The sequence below is a fragment of the Achromobacter sp. 1L-A-4-B-C2 genome, assembly GCF_057291955.1.
In genome coordinates this window covers 175,754-189,918 of the sequence record NZ_JBXAWP010000004.1, presented here as the reverse complement: position 1 = coordinate 189,918, position 14,165 = coordinate 175,754, and the positions used below count along the sequence as shown (strand labels likewise).

The window sequence follows — 14,165 nt, the reverse complement described above, 5'->3', positions numbered from 1 at the left end:
ATCAGGGCGGTAACCCCCTATGAATGCCTCCGATCTCTACGCGTTGGGCGAACGGTTCAACCAGAACCGGACCCTGCTTTGCTTTAACGGGCCGATCTCCCGCAGCCTGATCGAGGAAATCGGCAACGCGCTCAAGAACTACCTGAACGCGGAACATGCGCGACCGGCGGAAGCCATGGATGTCTTTTCGGTCTATATCGAAATGATCCAGAACATCCGCCAATACGCCACCGCCAATGGCGATGCCGAAGCCTGCGCCACGGTGGTCATTGGCCGCCGCGACGAAAGCCGCTACGTGGTGTCGGCGGGCAACCGGGTCAAGGCCGAGGACGGCCACGCGCTGGTTGCGCGCATCCGCGAACTGGCCGCGCTGGACAAGGCGGCGCTCAAGGCCGAATACAAGGCGCAGCTGCACAAGCCGCGCGCCCAGGGCGTGGCCTCGGGCGCGGGCCTGGGCCTGATCGATATTGCGCGGCGCGCCGGCGCTCCGCTGGAAGCCAGCCTGACGCCCACGGCGGGCGAGGGCATTGCGTTCTTCAGCCTTAGCGTTGTGATCTGAAGGCTACGTGCGCAGCCAAGAATCATTTTCGGAGTATCTGATGAAAGACCTGAACATTCCCGGGACGCAGTCCACGCCCGCCATCACCGCCGACGCCGCTGCCGGCGTGCTGGCGATGCGCGGCGACTCCTACCCCGAGAATTCGTTTGAATTGTTCGGCCCGGTCATTGAATGGGTCGAAGCCTATCTGCTGGGCACGACGGCCCCGTTGCGCCTGGAACTGGAGCTGCTGTACCTGAACACCAGCAGCATCAAATCCGTCATGGACATCTTCGACCTGCTGGAAGCGGCCCATTGCAAGGGCCAGCCGGTCAGCGTGACCTGGTTCTACGACAAGCGCAACGAACGCGTCGGCGAGCTGGCCGAGGAATTCAAGGAAGACTGCACCTTTCCGTTTTCGGTGGTTGGCCGCGAATGAAGCCGGGCGCCGCCGAGCTGGATCGCCGCATCGCCGAACTGCTGGCGGACCCTGCCCATACCGGCCACCCGCTGCGCGAGGCGCTTGAAGCGCTGTGGCGGCACACGGCCGAACAGATGGCGCGTATCGAACGCGTGACGCAGTTGTCGGACGCGTACCAATCGATGGCGCACGAGCGCGAGCTGGGCCTGTGCGACCAGTTCGACCGCCAACTGCGCCGCTTGACGCGCATTGCCCGCATTTCCGATCACTACCAGAACATGATGCGGGACTTGAACACCGCGCTGGAGGAAACGTCCAGCCGCGATCCGCTGACGGGCCTGCTGAACCGGCGCGCGCTGATGGACATGATCAAGCAGGAAGTGGGCCGCGCCTCGCGCAGCAACGAGAGCTTCGTGGTTGCCATGCTGGATGTGGACCACTTCAAGGCGGTCAACGACCGCTATGGGCACGAAACCGGCGACCGCGCGCTGGTTGAACTGGCCGGGGTGCTGCGCGAAAGCCTGCGCGCCGGTGATCTATGCGGACGTTGGGGTGGCGAAGAATTCCTGGTGATGCTGCCCAACACGCAACCCGAAGCCGCCCAAGGCGTCATGGACAGGCTGGTCGGCGCGGTGCGCGGGCTGGCGGTGGCGGCGGGCGAGCACGACGTATTGAGGCTGACGGTCAGCATCGGCATGGCGCACTACCAATCCGGAGAAACCTTTTCCGAAACGCTAAGCCGAGCGGACCAGGCGCTGTATCTGGCCAAGCAGGACGGACGCGATCGCGTCGCCCTTGGTTTTCCAAAGCGCTGAATGAAACCGGAACTGCTGTTTTCCGGTATGGAGCCCCTTATGCTTGACACTCATCAGGCAAGCGTTTCAAGCGCGGGCCCCCAGGGCGCCGCGTGGCATACCCAGAATTACCTGGCGTCGATGGATCGGGCGCTGTTGCTGTTCGACTTTGACGCCGATGGCGCGCTATTGAAGGCCAACGCCAATTTCCTGGCGGCGGTTGGCTATACCCGCGAAGAGGCGCTGACGCTGCGCCACGACATGCTGTGCGACAGCATGGATGAAGGCAAGGGCATCGCCAGCGGCGAACGCATCTGGACGCGCTTGCGTCGGGGCGAACATTTTTCCGGCACGTGTCGCTACCGCATGAAGGACGGCGGCAGCCTGTGGATCGAAGCCACGTACCTGCCTTTGCCCGACGAGGACGGTGCCATCACGCGCGTGTCGGTGGTGTCGCGCAAGTCGATTGCCGACGCGGAACGGCAGGAAGAGATTCGCTTGCTGCTGCTGGGCATCAACGAAACGGGCAACGCGGTGGCAGTGTCCGGTTGCGATGGCCGCATCGTCTACGTGAACGACGGCTTTCAGCGCATGCTGGGCTTTGCGCGCGGCGACGCGCTGCATCAGGAACTGGGCGAGTTGCTGGCGGGCGGACGCCCGGACGGCGGCACGCGCGAAGAACTGGACCGCCGCATCGCTTGCCGCGAAGGCTTCCATAAAGACGTGCTGGTCTATGACCGCTGCGGCAAGCCGTTGTGGGTGTCGGTCATGGCCAACTCGGTCTTCGATGACCGTGGCACGCTGGTCAACATCGTGGATGTGCTGACCGACATTACGCCCACCAAGGTGCACGAGGTGCTGCAACGCCGCGTGCTGCAAGCCATGGTGAACGAGGCGTCGGTGGTCGAGGTCATGAACATGGTGTGCCGCGAGGTCGAGCGCCTGGCGCCCGAAGTGGCGGCGACGGTGTTGCGGGTGGACGATACGGGGCATCTGCGCCCGCTGGCGTCGCCGAGCATGCCGGACGCCTACTCCAGCGCGCTGGACGGGGTAAAGATTGGTCCGAATGTGGGCGCCTGCGGCACGTCGGCGTTCCTGGGTCGGCCGGTCATCGTGCCGGACATCGCGACGGACCCGCTGTGGGACGACTACCGCCATCTGCCGCTGCCTGAAGACATCAAGGCATGCTGGTCGTCGCCCATCAAGTCCAGCGATGGCCGGGTGATCGGTACGTTCGGCTTTTACTTCCGCGAACGCCGCCTGCCGGACGATTTTCATCATCGGCTGGTGGATGTGTGTGTGTATCTGTGCGCGCTGGCGCTGGAACGCGAGGAAGCGCGCGCGCGGATTCGTCAGTTGGCGTTCTATGACGAGCTGACGGGCTTGCCGAACCGCAATCTGTTGCTGGCGCAGGCCGAGCAGGCGATTGCGCGGGCGGAGCCGGAACGCAAGCGGGTGGCGGTGTTGTTCCTGGACCTGGATCGGTTCAAGCAGGTGAACGATACGCTGGGACATCCCATCGGCGATGCGTTGCTGCGGGATGTGGCGCAGCGTTTGCGCCGGCTGGCGCGGGCGTCGGACATCGTGGGCCGCTTGTCGGGCGACGAGTTTGTGATGCTGATGCCGGACTTCGAGCATGGCCGTCTGACGGCGGCGGCGGAACATGTCCTGGTGGCGTTGGCCCAGCCGTTTTCGGTGGGTGGCGTGACGTTGAATCCGTCGGTCAGTATCGGGATCAGCGTGTTCCCGGAGAACGGCCGCGATATGGATACGTTGCTGCGCCATGCGGACATGGCGATGTATCAGGCGAAGACGGCGGGGCGGAACCGCATTTCTTTCTTCAGCGCGGAAATGAACCGTCAGGCGCAAGAACGTCTGGCGCTGGAAGCGGCGCTGCGGGATGCGTTGGAAGCGAAGGCGTTGCGGCTGCATTATCAACCGCAGGTGGGGTTGAAGAACGGCAGTCTGTATGGAATTGAGGCGCTGGCGCGATGGCGCCATCCGACGTTGGGCGATATTTCGCCGGCGCGGTTCGTGCCGTTGGCCGAGGAATGCGGGCTGATCGGCGACCTGGGGGACTGGGCGCTGCGCGAGGCGTGTTCGCAGTTGGCGATCTGGCGCAATAACGGTTTGCGGGTGCCGTCGGTGTCGGTGAACTTGTCGGCCACGAATTTCCATAATCTGAATCTGCCCCGGATGATTGCGGCGACGTTGGCGGAGTTTGGGCTGGCGCCGGCGGATCTGATGCTTGAGATCACGGAAGGGGTGGTGCTGGATGCCACGGCCGGGACGCTGCGCACGATTGCGGAGCTGCATCGCCTGGGGGTGCGGCTGTCGATGGATGACTTCGGAACCGGGTATTCCAGCCTGGGGCACTTGCGGCGGCTGATCGTCGATGAGCTGAAACTGGATCGCAGCTTTGTGCAGGGGCTGGAAAGCGATGATGCGGCGCGGGCGTTGACCAGTGCGGTGATACGGATTGGTGAAAGCTTGAGCCTGCCTGTGGTGGCTGAAGGCGTCGAGAATGAAGAGCAGCGACGGTTTTTGATCGAGCAGGGGTGCGCGGCGGGGCAGGGGTTTTTGTTTTCGCCACCGTTGCCGGCGGGGGAGTTGGAGGAGTGGTTGCGGGGGAGGTAGGTGGCTGTTTTGGGTTGGCGTTCTAGGGGCGGGTGTTGGGTTCTTTTGACGCCCGGCGCGGCGACGGCACGGGGCGGCGGGTCAACGATTGCGGTCCGGAGCCTTCGCTCCGGACTGCCCCGTCGTCATCCTCGTTGTCGCCTGCGGCGACTGCCTTCGGATTCCCTCGGGCTTATCGACTCCCCACCGCCCCGTGCCGCCGCCGCGCCGGGCTGCGATCGGGCATTGTGATCGGTCGCTGGGGCGGGTGGGGTTCTTGAGGGTTTAGCCACGGGTGGGGTGGGGCGGAAGGTCTTGCGGGGCCCGCCCCAGGCCGGCCGCGCGGGCGGCCTTTTGGGGCTTACGCGCTTTTGTGCGTCGGTGGGGGGCGCTCTCGCGCTTTTCGGGGCGGGTCTTGCGTGCGTTGGCGCGCTGGCTCTGGCTCTCGTTCTCTGCCTCTCTCCCCTGCTTCTATTCCTTTCTTTCGATTTGCCTTGCTGGCTCCGCGCGGCGGGTGCGGCACTATTTTGCGGTCTGTACGGTTTGTCTTTTTCGCGGTGACGTTCGTTGCCGTGTCCCTTTTTTCTGGTTTTCCTAATAGCTTTCCCGCATTTGCGCACCCCTCACTTCAGGTATATATTTCAAGCCTAAACTATCCAGACCTAAATATCCGCGGCGCCCCGCTCCGATACACGAGCGACTGTCGCGTACCTCGGAGCGTATACGGCAATGAAAATAGTCTGCATCGGCGGCGGTCCCGCCGGCCTGTATTTTGGTCTGCTCATGAAGTTGCAGAACCCCGCTAACGAAGTGACGGTCATCGAACGTAATCGTCCGTATGACACCTTTGGATGGGGCGTGGTGTTTTCGGATGCCACCATGCAGAACTTGCGTGAAGCCGATCCCGTGTCCGCTCAGACCATTGGCGATGCGTTCAACCATTGGGATGACATCGACATCCATTTCAAGGGCCGCAGCATCCGCAGCAGCGGGCACGGCTTTATTGGGATTGGGCGCAAGAAGCTGTTGAACATCTTGCAGGCGCGTTGCGAGGATGTGGGCGTGAAGCTGGTGTTCGAGAACTTTGTTCAGGACGATCAGGCCATTGCCCGCGAGTACGACGCGGACCTGGTGATTGCGTCGGACGGCATCAACAGCCAGATCCGTACGCGTTACGCGGATACGTTCCACCCGGATATTGACCAGCGCCGTTGCCGCTTTGTGTGGCTGGGCACGAAGAAGGTGTTTGATGCGTTCACGTTTGCGTTCGTGCAGACGGAACACGGCTGGTTCCAGGCGCATGCGTATCGGTACGAAGATGGCATGTCGACGTTTATTGTCGAGACGCCTGAAGAGACGTGGCAGGCGGCGGGCATTGAGCAGATGAGCCAGGAAGAGGGCATTGCGTACTGCGAAAAGCTGTTTGCGCCCTGGCTGGATGGCAATGCGCTGATCAGCAATGCGTCGCACCTGCGTGGCTCGGCGATCTGGATCCGTTTCCCGCGGGTGATCTGCAACACCTGGGTGCACTGGAATACGCTGGAGACGGCGCGCGGTCAGCGTCGGGTGCCGGTGGTGCTGATGGGCGATGCGGCGCACACGGCGCACTTTTCCATTGGCTCGGGCACCAAGCTGGCGCTTGAGGATTCCATCGAGCTGGCGCGCTGCCTGAGCGGCGCCGAGGGCAGCGTCGAGGCGGGGCTGAAGCACTATGAAGAGGTGCGCAGCGTCGAGGTGCTGAAGATTCAGAACGCGGCGCGCAATTCCACCGAGTGGTTCGAGAACGTTGAGCGTTACGCCGAACTGGAGCCGGAGCAATTTGCGTATTCGTTGCTGACGCGTTCGCAGCGCATCTCGCATGAAAACCTGCGCTTGCGTGATCCGGCGTGGTTGGAAGGGTTTGAGCGCTGGATTGCGGAACGTGCCGGTGCGCCGGCGGCGCCGGGTCAGCGTCCGGCCATTCCGATGCTGACGCCGTATCAGGTGCGCGGCGTGCGCTTGAAGAATCGCATTCTGGTGTCGCCGATGGCGATGTATTCGTGCACGGACGGCGTGCCGGGTGATTTTCATCTGGTGCACCTGGGGGCGCGCGCCATGGGCGGCGCGGGGCTGGTCATGGTTGAGATGACTTGCGTGTCGCCGGATGGGCGCATCACGCCGGGGTGCCCGGGCCTGTGGAACGACGAGCAGACGCAGGCGTTCAAGCGCATTGTGGATTTCGTGCATGGCAATAGCGATGCGCGGATCGGTGTGCAGCTGGGCCATGCGGGCCGCAAGGGGTCAACGCAGCTGGGCTGGCAGAAGATCGATCACCCGTTGGCGGAAGGGAATTGGCCGTTGCTATCGGCCTCGGCGCTGCCGTACATCGAAGGGGTGTCGCAGACGCCGCGCGCGATGACGCGTGCCGACATGGACGATGCGCGCGACAACTTTGTGGCGGCGGCTCGGCGCGCGCAAGCGGCCGGTTTCGATTGGCTGGAGCTGCACTGCGCGCACGGCTACCTGCTGTCCAGTTTCATTTCGCCGCTGACGAACCATCGGGACGACGAGTACGGCGGCAGCCTGGAAAACCGCTTGCGCTTCCCGTTGGAGGTCTTCAAGGCGGTGCGCGAGGTGTGGCCGCAGGACAAGCCGATGTCGGTGCGGATTTCGGCCAGCGATTGGGTGGAAGGCGGCATCACCGCCGACGACGCGGTGGAGATCGCGCGCCATTTCAAGGCGGCGGGCGCCGACATGATCGATTGCTCGTCCGGTCAGGTCAGCAAGGAAGAGAAGCCGGTTTACGGCCGCATGTTCCAGACGCCGTTCGCGGACCGCGTGCGCAACGAGGCGGGCATTCCCACCATCGCGGTGGGCGCCATTTTCGAAGCGGACCATGCCAACGGCATCATCGCCTCGGGCCGGGCGGACCTGTGCGCACTGGCGCGTCCCCATCTGGCCGATGCCTCGTGGACGCTGCGTGAAGCGGCGCGCGTCGGCTACCGCGATGTGGCCTGGCCCAGCCAGTACTTTGCAGGCAAGCGCCAGCTGGAAACCAACTTCGAACGCGCTGCCGCGATGGCGCAACTGGATATCAAATGACAAGTCTTGCGCAACCGCTGGCGGGGCGCCACGCCTTGGTGACGGGGGGCGCGCGCGGCATCGGGCTGGCCAGCGCGCGTGCGCTGCTGGCGCGTGGTGCACGCGTGACGCTGCTGGGCCGTGATGGCGCGGCGCTGGAAGCGGCCACGGATAGCCTGGCCGCGTTGGGGCAGGTGCAGTCCGTTAGCGCCGACATCGCGGACGAAGCGTCGGTACGCGCCGCGTTTGCACAGGCAGAAGCAGAATTCGGCCCGGTGCTGGTGTTGGTGAACAACGCGGGCCAGGCGGTCAGCCAGCGCTTTGACCGCACCGACGCCGCGCTGTGGCACCAGATGATCGCGGTGAACCTGACCGGCACGTTTCACTGCATCCAGGCTGCGTTGCCCGGCATGCTGCAAGAAAAATGGGGCCGTGTCATCAACGTGGCCAGCACGGCGGGCCTGATCGGCTATGGGTATGTCAGTGCTTACTGCGCCGCCAAGCATGGCGTGATCGGGCTGACCCGTTCACTGGCGCTGGAAACCGCGCAGAAGGGCGTCACCGTGAACGCGGTGTGCCCGGGCTACACCGAGACCGACATCGTGCGCGGCGCGGTGGCCAATATCGTCGACAAGACCGGCATGACGCCGGACGCCGCCCGCGCCAAACTGGCCGAGCGCAACCCGCAGGGCCGCCTGGTGCAGCCCGAGGAAGTGGCCGAAACGGTGGCATGGCTGGCGTTGCCGGCCTCTGCCTCGGTCAACGGGCAGGCGATCGCCGTGGACGGCGGCGAAGTGATGACCGGCTAGGCCGGCGCCCCATCAACCCCTGGATAACGAACGGAGACACCATGAGCAAGCAGTCCGAAGAGCACACCATGAAGCACCACAAGCGTCCGCTGGCCGGCTATCAGGCGCAGACGTTTCTGTGGGAGGTGTCGGCCGACGGCAAGATCGGCACGGTCACGCTGAACCGGCCCGAACGCAAGAACCCGTTGACGTTCGATTCGTACGCCGAACTGCGCGACCTGTTCCGTTCGCTGGTGTATGCCACCGACGTGAAGGTCGTGGTGGTGACGGGCGCGGGCGGCAACTTCTGCTCGGGTGGCGATGTGCACGAGATTATCGGGCCGCTGACCAAGATGAGCATGCCCGAGCTGCTGGACTTCACCCGCATGACGGGCGACCTGGTCAAGGCGATGCGCGCCTGCCCGCAGCCCATCGTGGCGGCGGTGGATGGCGTGTGCGCGGGTGCGGGCGCCATGGTGGCGCTGGCCGCCGATATGCGTTTGGGCACGCCGGCCGCGCGCACAGCGTTCCTGTTCACCCGCGTGGGTTTGGCGGGCGCCGACATGGGCGCGTGCACCTTGCTGCCGCGCATGATCGGCCAGGGCCGCGCATCCGAATTGCTGTACACCGGCCGCGCCATGACGGCGGACGAGGGCGCCAGCTGGGGTTTCTTCAACGCGCTGCATGATTCGGCCAAGCTGGCCGAAGCCGCGCAGACGCTGGCCGCGCAACTGGCCGCCGGCCCGACGTTCGCGCATGGCGTCACCAAGAAGTTGCTGCATCAGGAATGGAACATGGGCGTGGACGAGGCCATCGAGGCTGAAGCCGAGGCCCAGGCCATCTGCATGCAGACGCGGGACTTCCATCGCGCCTACGAGGCCTTCGTGGCCAAGCAAAAGCCGGTCTTCGAGGGGAACTGATGATGCGTGACGCAAGCTGGCTGGACTGGCCTTTTTTTGACGATGCGCACCGCAAGCTGGCGCACGAGGTGGACGCCTGGTGCGAGGCGTCGCTGGGCGACGTTGACCATCACGACGCGGACGCCGCGTGCAAGAAGCTGGTCAAGGCCATGGGCCAGGCCGGCTGGTTGCGCTACGCGGTGGCGGGCGGCCCGGGCGGTGCCTGGGGCGGCGCGCTGCCGGAAGTCGATTCGCGCGCCGTGTGCATCCTGCGCGAAACGTTTGCGCGCCACGAAGGCTTGGCGGATTTTGCCTTTGCGATGCAAGGGCTGGGCAGCGGCGCCATCTCGTTGATGGGCTCGGACGAATTGCGCCAACGCTACCTGCCGCGCGTGGCGCGGGGCGAAGCCATTGCCGCCTTTGCGCTGTCGGAACCCGATGCCGGTTCCGACGTGGCCGCGCTGGCCTGCGAAGCCAGGCAGGACGGCGATCATTACGTACTGAACGGCACCAAGACGTGGATCTCGAACGGCGGCATCGCGGATTTCTATGTGGTCTTCGCTCGCACCGGCGAGGCCCCGGGCGCGCGCGGTATCAGTGCCTTCGTGGTGGATGCCGACACGCCGGGGTTTGACGTCAGCGAACGCATCGAACTGATCGCGCCGCACCCGCTGGCCACGATCACGTTCGACAATTGCCGCGTGCCGGCCTCGCATCGTTTGGGCGATGCGGGCCAGGGCTTCAAGCTGGCCATGATGACGCTGGATATTTTCCGCGCCTCGGTGGCGGCGGCAGCGCTGGGGTTTGCACGCCGCGCGCTGGACGAAGGCCTGGCGCGCGCCAAGTCGCGCCGCATGTTCGGCCAGACGCTGGCCGACCTGCAACTGACGCAAGCCGCGCTGGGCGACATGGCGACCGCCATCGACGCCTCGGCGTTGCTGACGTATCGCGCCGCGTGGATGCGCGACGTGCAAAAGCTGCGCACCACGCGCGAAGCCGCGATGGCCAAGATGACGGCCACGGAATCGGCGCAGACCGTGATCGACCGCGCCTTGCAGATGTTTGGCGGCGCGGGCGTGGTATCGGGGATGCCGGTGGAGAAGCTTTACAGGGAAATCAGAGCGCTGCGTATTTACGAAGGCGCCACCGAAGTGCAGAAGTTGATCATTGCCCGTGAATTGTTGAAGTCGTAAGGGGCCATCGAGCCCTCGCCTTCCAGCAAGAAAAAACCACACCGCACCGCATCGCACATCAAGGGGAATTTCATGGAAGTATCCGCCCACATCGACACCTTTGCCCGGGACAATCTACCCCCGGGCGATCAATGGCCCGAGTTCCTGCTTGATGGCCCCGACGTGGCCTACCCCAAGCGGTTCAATTGCGCTGTTGAACTGGTGGATGCCATGGCCGATCGCGGCTTTGGCGATCGCGTTGCGCTGCGCTGGCGCGACGGCGACAAGCAAGCCACGATGAGCTATCGCGAGCTGGCCGCGCTGACCAACCGCATTGCGCGCGTGCTGACCGAGGACATGGGCCTCGCGCCCGGCAATCGTCTGCTGCTGCGCGGACCGAACAACCCGATGATGGCGGCGGCCTGGCTGGCCGCGATCAAGGCGGGGCTGGTGACGGTGCCGACGATGCCGCTGCTGCGCGCCAAGGAACTCAAGCAGATCATCGAAAAGGCGCAGATCCAGGCGGTGCTGTGCGATGCGCGCCTGAAGGAAGAAGCGCAGTTCTGCGCACAGCCCGACCACGAGCATCATTGCCCGCAGCTGACGCAGGTGATGTTTTTCAATGATGCCGCGCCCGATGCGCTGGACGCGCTGGCCGCCACCAAGCCCGACGATTTCACCGCTTGCGATACCGCCGCCGACGACGTGTGCCTGATCGCCTTTACCAGCGGCACCACGGGCTCGCCCAAGGGCTGCATGCACTTTCATCGCGACGTGCTGGCGATGTGCGACCTGTTCCCCAAGCATGTGATCAAGCCCGGCCCCGACGATATCTTCTGCGGCACGCCGCCGCTGGCCTTCACGTTTGGCCTAGGCGGGCTGCTGTGCTTTCCCCTGCGCGTGGGCGCCAGCACGGTGCTGGCGGAAAAGCTGTCGCCGGAAAGCCTGCTTGAGCTGATCCAGGACTTCCGCGCCACCATCGTTTTCACCGCGCCCACGTTCTACCGCCAGATGGCCGCGCTGGTCGGCAAGTTTGATTTGTCGTCGCTGAAGAAAAGCGTGTCGGCGGGCGAAGCGTTGCCGGACGCCACGCGTCAGTTGTGGAAGCAGGCCAGCGGCATCGAAATGATCGATGGCATCGGCGGCACCGAAATGATCCATGTGTTCGTGTCCAGCCCGCCCGAGGCCGTCAAGCGCGGCGCCATCGGCAAGGTGGTGCCGGGCTATGTGGCGCAAGTGGTGGACGACGATATGAAGCCGGTGCCCAACGGCACGGTCGGCCGACTGGCCATCAAAGGCCCCACCGGCTGCCGCTACCTGGCCGACGAGCGCCAGCGCCGGTTTGTACAGCAGGGCTGGAACCTGCCGGGCGACACGTTCATGCAGGACGATGACGGCTATCTGTACTATCAGGCGCGCAACGACGACATGATCGTCTCGGCCGGCTACAACATCGCCGGGCCGGAAGTGGAAGACGCGCTGCTGCGCCACGAAGCCGTGGCCGAGTGCGGCGTGGTCGGCGCGCAGGACGACGAGCGCGGCCAGTTGGTCAAGGCGTTTGTGGTGCTCAAGCCCGGCTACACGGCCAGCGATGCGTTGGTGGCCGACATGCAGGCGTTCGTAAAGGCCAGCATCGCCCCGTACAAATATCCGCGCGCCATTGAATTCGTGGCCGCATTGCCCCGTACCGAAACCGGCAAGCTGCAACGCTTTGCACTGCGCAAGATGGCTTGAACGCGAAGTCGGGAAATCAGGAAATCAGAAACTCAGGAACTCATCATGGCCGCAGCATTCACCAGTCAGGTAGAAGTCCGCTTTCGTCATTGCGACCCGGCGGGCATTGTGTTCTACCCCCGCTATTTTGAAATGATCAATGACTTTGTCGAAGAATGGTTCGACAAGGGCATGGGCCTGCCTTTCCATGCCCTGCATGTGGACCGGCATATCGGCACGCCCATGGCGTCGGTGACGTGCGATTTCAGCGCGCCCAGCCGCTGGCATGAACGCCTGCGCCAAACGCTTGAAGTCCAGCGTATCGGCGGCGCGTCGTTCAAGGCGCTGGTGCGCTTTGAAGGGCCGGACGGACAGTTGCGCTTGTCGGCCACGCTGACGATCGTGACGGTGGATTTACGGACGATGAAGTCCATGCCCATGCCTGCCGACCTGCGGGAACGCATGCAGGCTTATCTGGTTCCCGCGGCCTGACGCCGCGAGACCACCCAGTCGTTTGTTTTTTATAAATAGGATGAGACGTTATGAAGATTCTGCAACCGCCGGATTGGATGGCGCCCCGGGGCTATTCGAATGGTGTGCTTACCGAAATGACGGTGGGCAGCAAGCTCGTGTTCGTGGGCGGGCAGGTGGGGTGGAATGGGCAGCAGCAATTCGAATCGGATGATCTGGCGGACCAGGTCCGCCAGACGCTGTCGAACATTGTCGCCATCCTGGCCGAAGGCGGCGCCAAGCCCGAACACATCGTGCGCATGACGTGGTACGTCACCGACAAGGAGGCCTATGTGGCGGCGTATCCGGCCATCGGCAAGCACTACCGCGAGTTCATCGGCCGGCACTTTCCGGCGATGACGGCGGTGGAAGTGGCGGACCTGGTCGAGGACCGCGCCAAGGTTGAAATCGAAGTGACGGCGGTGGTGCCCGCTGCCTGAGCCGGTGCCAAGGGCGGCTTGATTCCGGCGCTTTGCCCCGGGCCGCGTTCTACCCTTGCCCACGCCGCGTCTCGCGCGGCAGTTCGCCAAACCGTTCCCGGTAATACTCCGAGAACCTTCCCAAGTGCCCAAAGCCCACGCCCAGCGCCACGTCGGTGACGCTGGCGTGGGCGTCTGTCTTGAGCTTTTGTCGCGCCGTGTCCAGCCGCAACGCGCGCAGCGCAATCATGGGCGTGGTATCCCGGTGTTCCTGAAACAAGCGGGTCAGCGCGGTGGCGCTGGCGCCGGCGTGGCGGGCGATGTCGGTCAAGGTCAGCGGGGCCGACAGGTGCTCGCGCATATACGATTCCGCCAGCGTCAGGCGGCGCGGCAAGCGGGGCGACTGGCCCGCGTGCGACTGCCAGCTGTTGGGCTGGTTGTACAGCAGGTGCAGCACCAGCGTGTCTTCCAGGTGTTCCAGCCATGCCGAAGGCGGGCGCAGGGCGCCGTCATCCAGCGTGGGCAGCAGGTGAATCATGCTGGTGACCATGCTGCGCCAGGCCGCGCCCACGGGGTTGTCCAGGCGCAGCGCGGGGCTGAAGTCCAGCGGCAGGGTGGCGGCCTCGCCAAAGGCGCGGCGGCCGATGGCTTCGAGCTTGCCGCGTGGAATCTTCAACAGCAGCTGTTCGCAGCCGGCCTCCCAGTGCAGCCGCAGCGGGCGGTTCGGTGCGATGACGGCGGCGCAATCGGGGTGGGCGTCCACGCAGTCGTCGCCGCATTCAATGCGCGCGCGGCCGCGCAGCGGCACCTGCACCAGCATGAAATCCTGCAAGCGGTCGGGCTCAATATGCACTTCGGCGCCGTAGCGCAACGTACAGACCGTCAGCGCGCCAAACCGGCCCCGGTTCAGCTCGGCGTCCACGCGGCCGCCCTTCCAGGTCAGCCGGTGTTCCTTCAGCGCTTCGGACACGCGCGTGCGAGTCTCGTCCTGTTGCGTGGAGCTGAACACGCGGCGCTTGAATAGCGGCGCAAGTTCTCGTCGTGACCAGCCGTGCATGGAAGCCTCCGGAACGGGAACGCTCCCGTATCTGGGGCCAGAATAAATTAATCGTCCAGGGTTTGGAATTAAGTGAATCCCGGATAAGGCTGGGCGGAAACGGATAGAGCGGCGCGCCCGGGCGGCATACGCTAGCCCAAGCTCTCTTGTGGGTATTGGAGGGCGTCGTCACGGCGCG

At 64.6% G+C, this 14,165-nt stretch carries 12 protein-coding genes; 11 read left to right on the top strand and 1 reads right to left on the bottom strand.

All coding sequences use genetic code 11. The features are described from left to right. Positions 1-19 precede the first annotated feature (19 nt). From siaB to AC0Z35_RS19500, 11 genes are all read left to right on the top strand, one after another. Entirely contained in the window at positions 20-559 is a 540-nt protein-coding gene (gene siaB, locus AC0Z35_RS19550) for a biofilm regulation protein kinase SiaB (RefSeq protein ID WP_046807395.1), read from the top strand. A gap of 40 nt (positions 560-599) precedes the next feature. Next, on the top strand, positions 600-977 hold the full coding sequence (siaC, locus tag AC0Z35_RS19545; protein WP_104144762.1) for a biofilm regulation phosphoprotein SiaC: 378 nt from the start codon (positions 600-602) through the stop codon (positions 975-977). Next, positions 974-1,774, top strand: coding sequence for a biofilm regulation diguanylate cyclase SiaD (siaD, locus tag AC0Z35_RS19540; protein WP_104144761.1), 801 nt, complete (start codon positions 974-976; stop codon positions 1,772-1,774). Before siaC ends, siaD begins: the two co-directional genes overlap by 4 nt. Continuing rightward, the gene (locus tag AC0Z35_RS19535; protein WP_104144760.1) at positions 1,775-4,390 is read left to right on the top strand and encodes a sensor domain-containing protein; all 2,616 of its coding nucleotides are present in this window, start codon (positions 1,775-1,777) and stop codon (positions 4,388-4,390) included. It abuts the gene before it with no gap. 708 nt (positions 4,391-5,098) lie between these two features. Continuing rightward, positions 5,099-7,450, top strand: coding sequence for a bifunctional salicylyl-CoA 5-hydroxylase/oxidoreductase (locus AC0Z35_RS19530; RefSeq protein WP_120153697.1), 2,352 nt, complete (start codon positions 5,099-5,101; stop codon positions 7,448-7,450). Then, complete coding sequence (locus AC0Z35_RS19525) at positions 7,447-8,238, top strand: SDR family NAD(P)-dependent oxidoreductase (protein WP_046806570.1); 792 nt, start codon at positions 7,447-7,449, stop codon at positions 8,236-8,238. Before AC0Z35_RS19530 ends, AC0Z35_RS19525 begins: the two co-directional genes overlap by 4 nt. Before the next feature lie 41 nt (positions 8,239-8,279). Continuing rightward, complete coding sequence (locus tag AC0Z35_RS19520) at positions 8,280-9,137, top strand: enoyl-CoA hydratase family protein (protein WP_046806569.1); 858 nt, start codon at positions 8,280-8,282, stop codon at positions 9,135-9,137. A 2-nt stretch (positions 9,138-9,139) separates the two neighbouring features. Then, positions 9,140-10,309 carry an acyl-CoA dehydrogenase family protein gene (locus AC0Z35_RS19515; RefSeq protein ID WP_120157379.1) on the top strand — a complete coding sequence of 390 codons (1,170 nt, stop codon included), beginning with the start codon at positions 9,140-9,142 and terminating at the stop codon, positions 10,307-10,309. 72 nt (positions 10,310-10,381) lie between these two features. After that, positions 10,382-12,022, top strand: a complete 1,641-nt coding sequence (locus tag AC0Z35_RS19510; RefSeq protein ID WP_046806568.1) for an AMP-binding protein — start codon at positions 10,382-10,384, stop codon at positions 12,020-12,022. A 45-nt stretch (positions 12,023-12,067) separates the two neighbouring features. Continuing rightward, positions 12,068-12,493, top strand: a complete 426-nt coding sequence (locus AC0Z35_RS19505) for an acyl-CoA thioesterase (protein ID WP_046806567.1) — start codon at positions 12,068-12,070, stop codon at positions 12,491-12,493. A 50-nt stretch (positions 12,494-12,543) separates the two neighbouring features. Beyond that, positions 12,544-12,951, top strand: coding sequence for a RidA family protein (locus AC0Z35_RS19500; protein WP_006217230.1), 408 nt, complete (start codon positions 12,544-12,546; stop codon positions 12,949-12,951). Positions 12,952-13,000: 49 nt separating this feature from the next. On the opposite strand, the gene AC0Z35_RS19495 is transcribed toward AC0Z35_RS19500, so the two are convergent. Further along, on the bottom strand, positions 13,001-13,987 hold the full coding sequence (locus tag AC0Z35_RS19495) for an AraC family transcriptional regulator (protein WP_046806566.1): 987 nt from the start codon (positions 13,985-13,987) through the stop codon (positions 13,001-13,003). Positions 13,988-14,165: the final 178 nt, after the last annotated feature.

What these genes read in the sequence shown, in the direction of transcription:
- siaB (WP_046807395.1), top strand. Translation starts at nt 20, where the DNA reads ATGAATGCCTCCGATCTCTACGCGTTGGGCGAACGGTTCAACCAGAAC.
- siaC (WP_104144762.1), top strand. Translation starts at nt 600, where the DNA reads ATGAAAGACCTGAACATTCCCGGGACGCAGTCCACGCCCGCCATCACC.
- siaD (WP_104144761.1), top strand. Translation starts at nt 974, where the DNA reads ATGAAGCCGGGCGCCGCCGAGCTGGATCGCCGCATCGCCGAACTGCTG.
- AC0Z35_RS19535 (WP_104144760.1), top strand. Translation starts at nt 1,775, where the DNA reads ATGAAACCGGAACTGCTGTTTTCCGGTATGGAGCCCCTTATGCTTGAC.
- AC0Z35_RS19530 (WP_120153697.1), top strand. Translation starts at nt 5,099, where the DNA reads ATGAAAATAGTCTGCATCGGCGGCGGTCCCGCCGGCCTGTATTTTGGT.
- AC0Z35_RS19525 (WP_046806570.1), top strand. Translation starts at nt 7,447, where the DNA reads ATGACAAGTCTTGCGCAACCGCTGGCGGGGCGCCACGCCTTGGTGACG.
- AC0Z35_RS19520 (WP_046806569.1), top strand. Translation starts at nt 8,280, where the DNA reads ATGAGCAAGCAGTCCGAAGAGCACACCATGAAGCACCACAAGCGTCCG.
- AC0Z35_RS19515 (WP_120157379.1), top strand. Translation starts at nt 9,140, where the DNA reads ATGCGTGACGCAAGCTGGCTGGACTGGCCTTTTTTTGACGATGCGCAC.
- AC0Z35_RS19510 (WP_046806568.1), top strand. Translation starts at nt 10,382, where the DNA reads ATGGAAGTATCCGCCCACATCGACACCTTTGCCCGGGACAATCTACCC.
- AC0Z35_RS19505 (WP_046806567.1), top strand. Translation starts at nt 12,068, where the DNA reads ATGGCCGCAGCATTCACCAGTCAGGTAGAAGTCCGCTTTCGTCATTGC.
- AC0Z35_RS19500 (WP_006217230.1), top strand. Translation starts at nt 12,544, where the DNA reads ATGAAGATTCTGCAACCGCCGGATTGGATGGCGCCCCGGGGCTATTCG.
- AC0Z35_RS19495 (WP_046806566.1), bottom strand. Translation starts at nt 13,987, where the DNA reads ATGCACGGCTGGTCACGACGAGAACTTGCGCCGCTATTCAAGCGCCGC.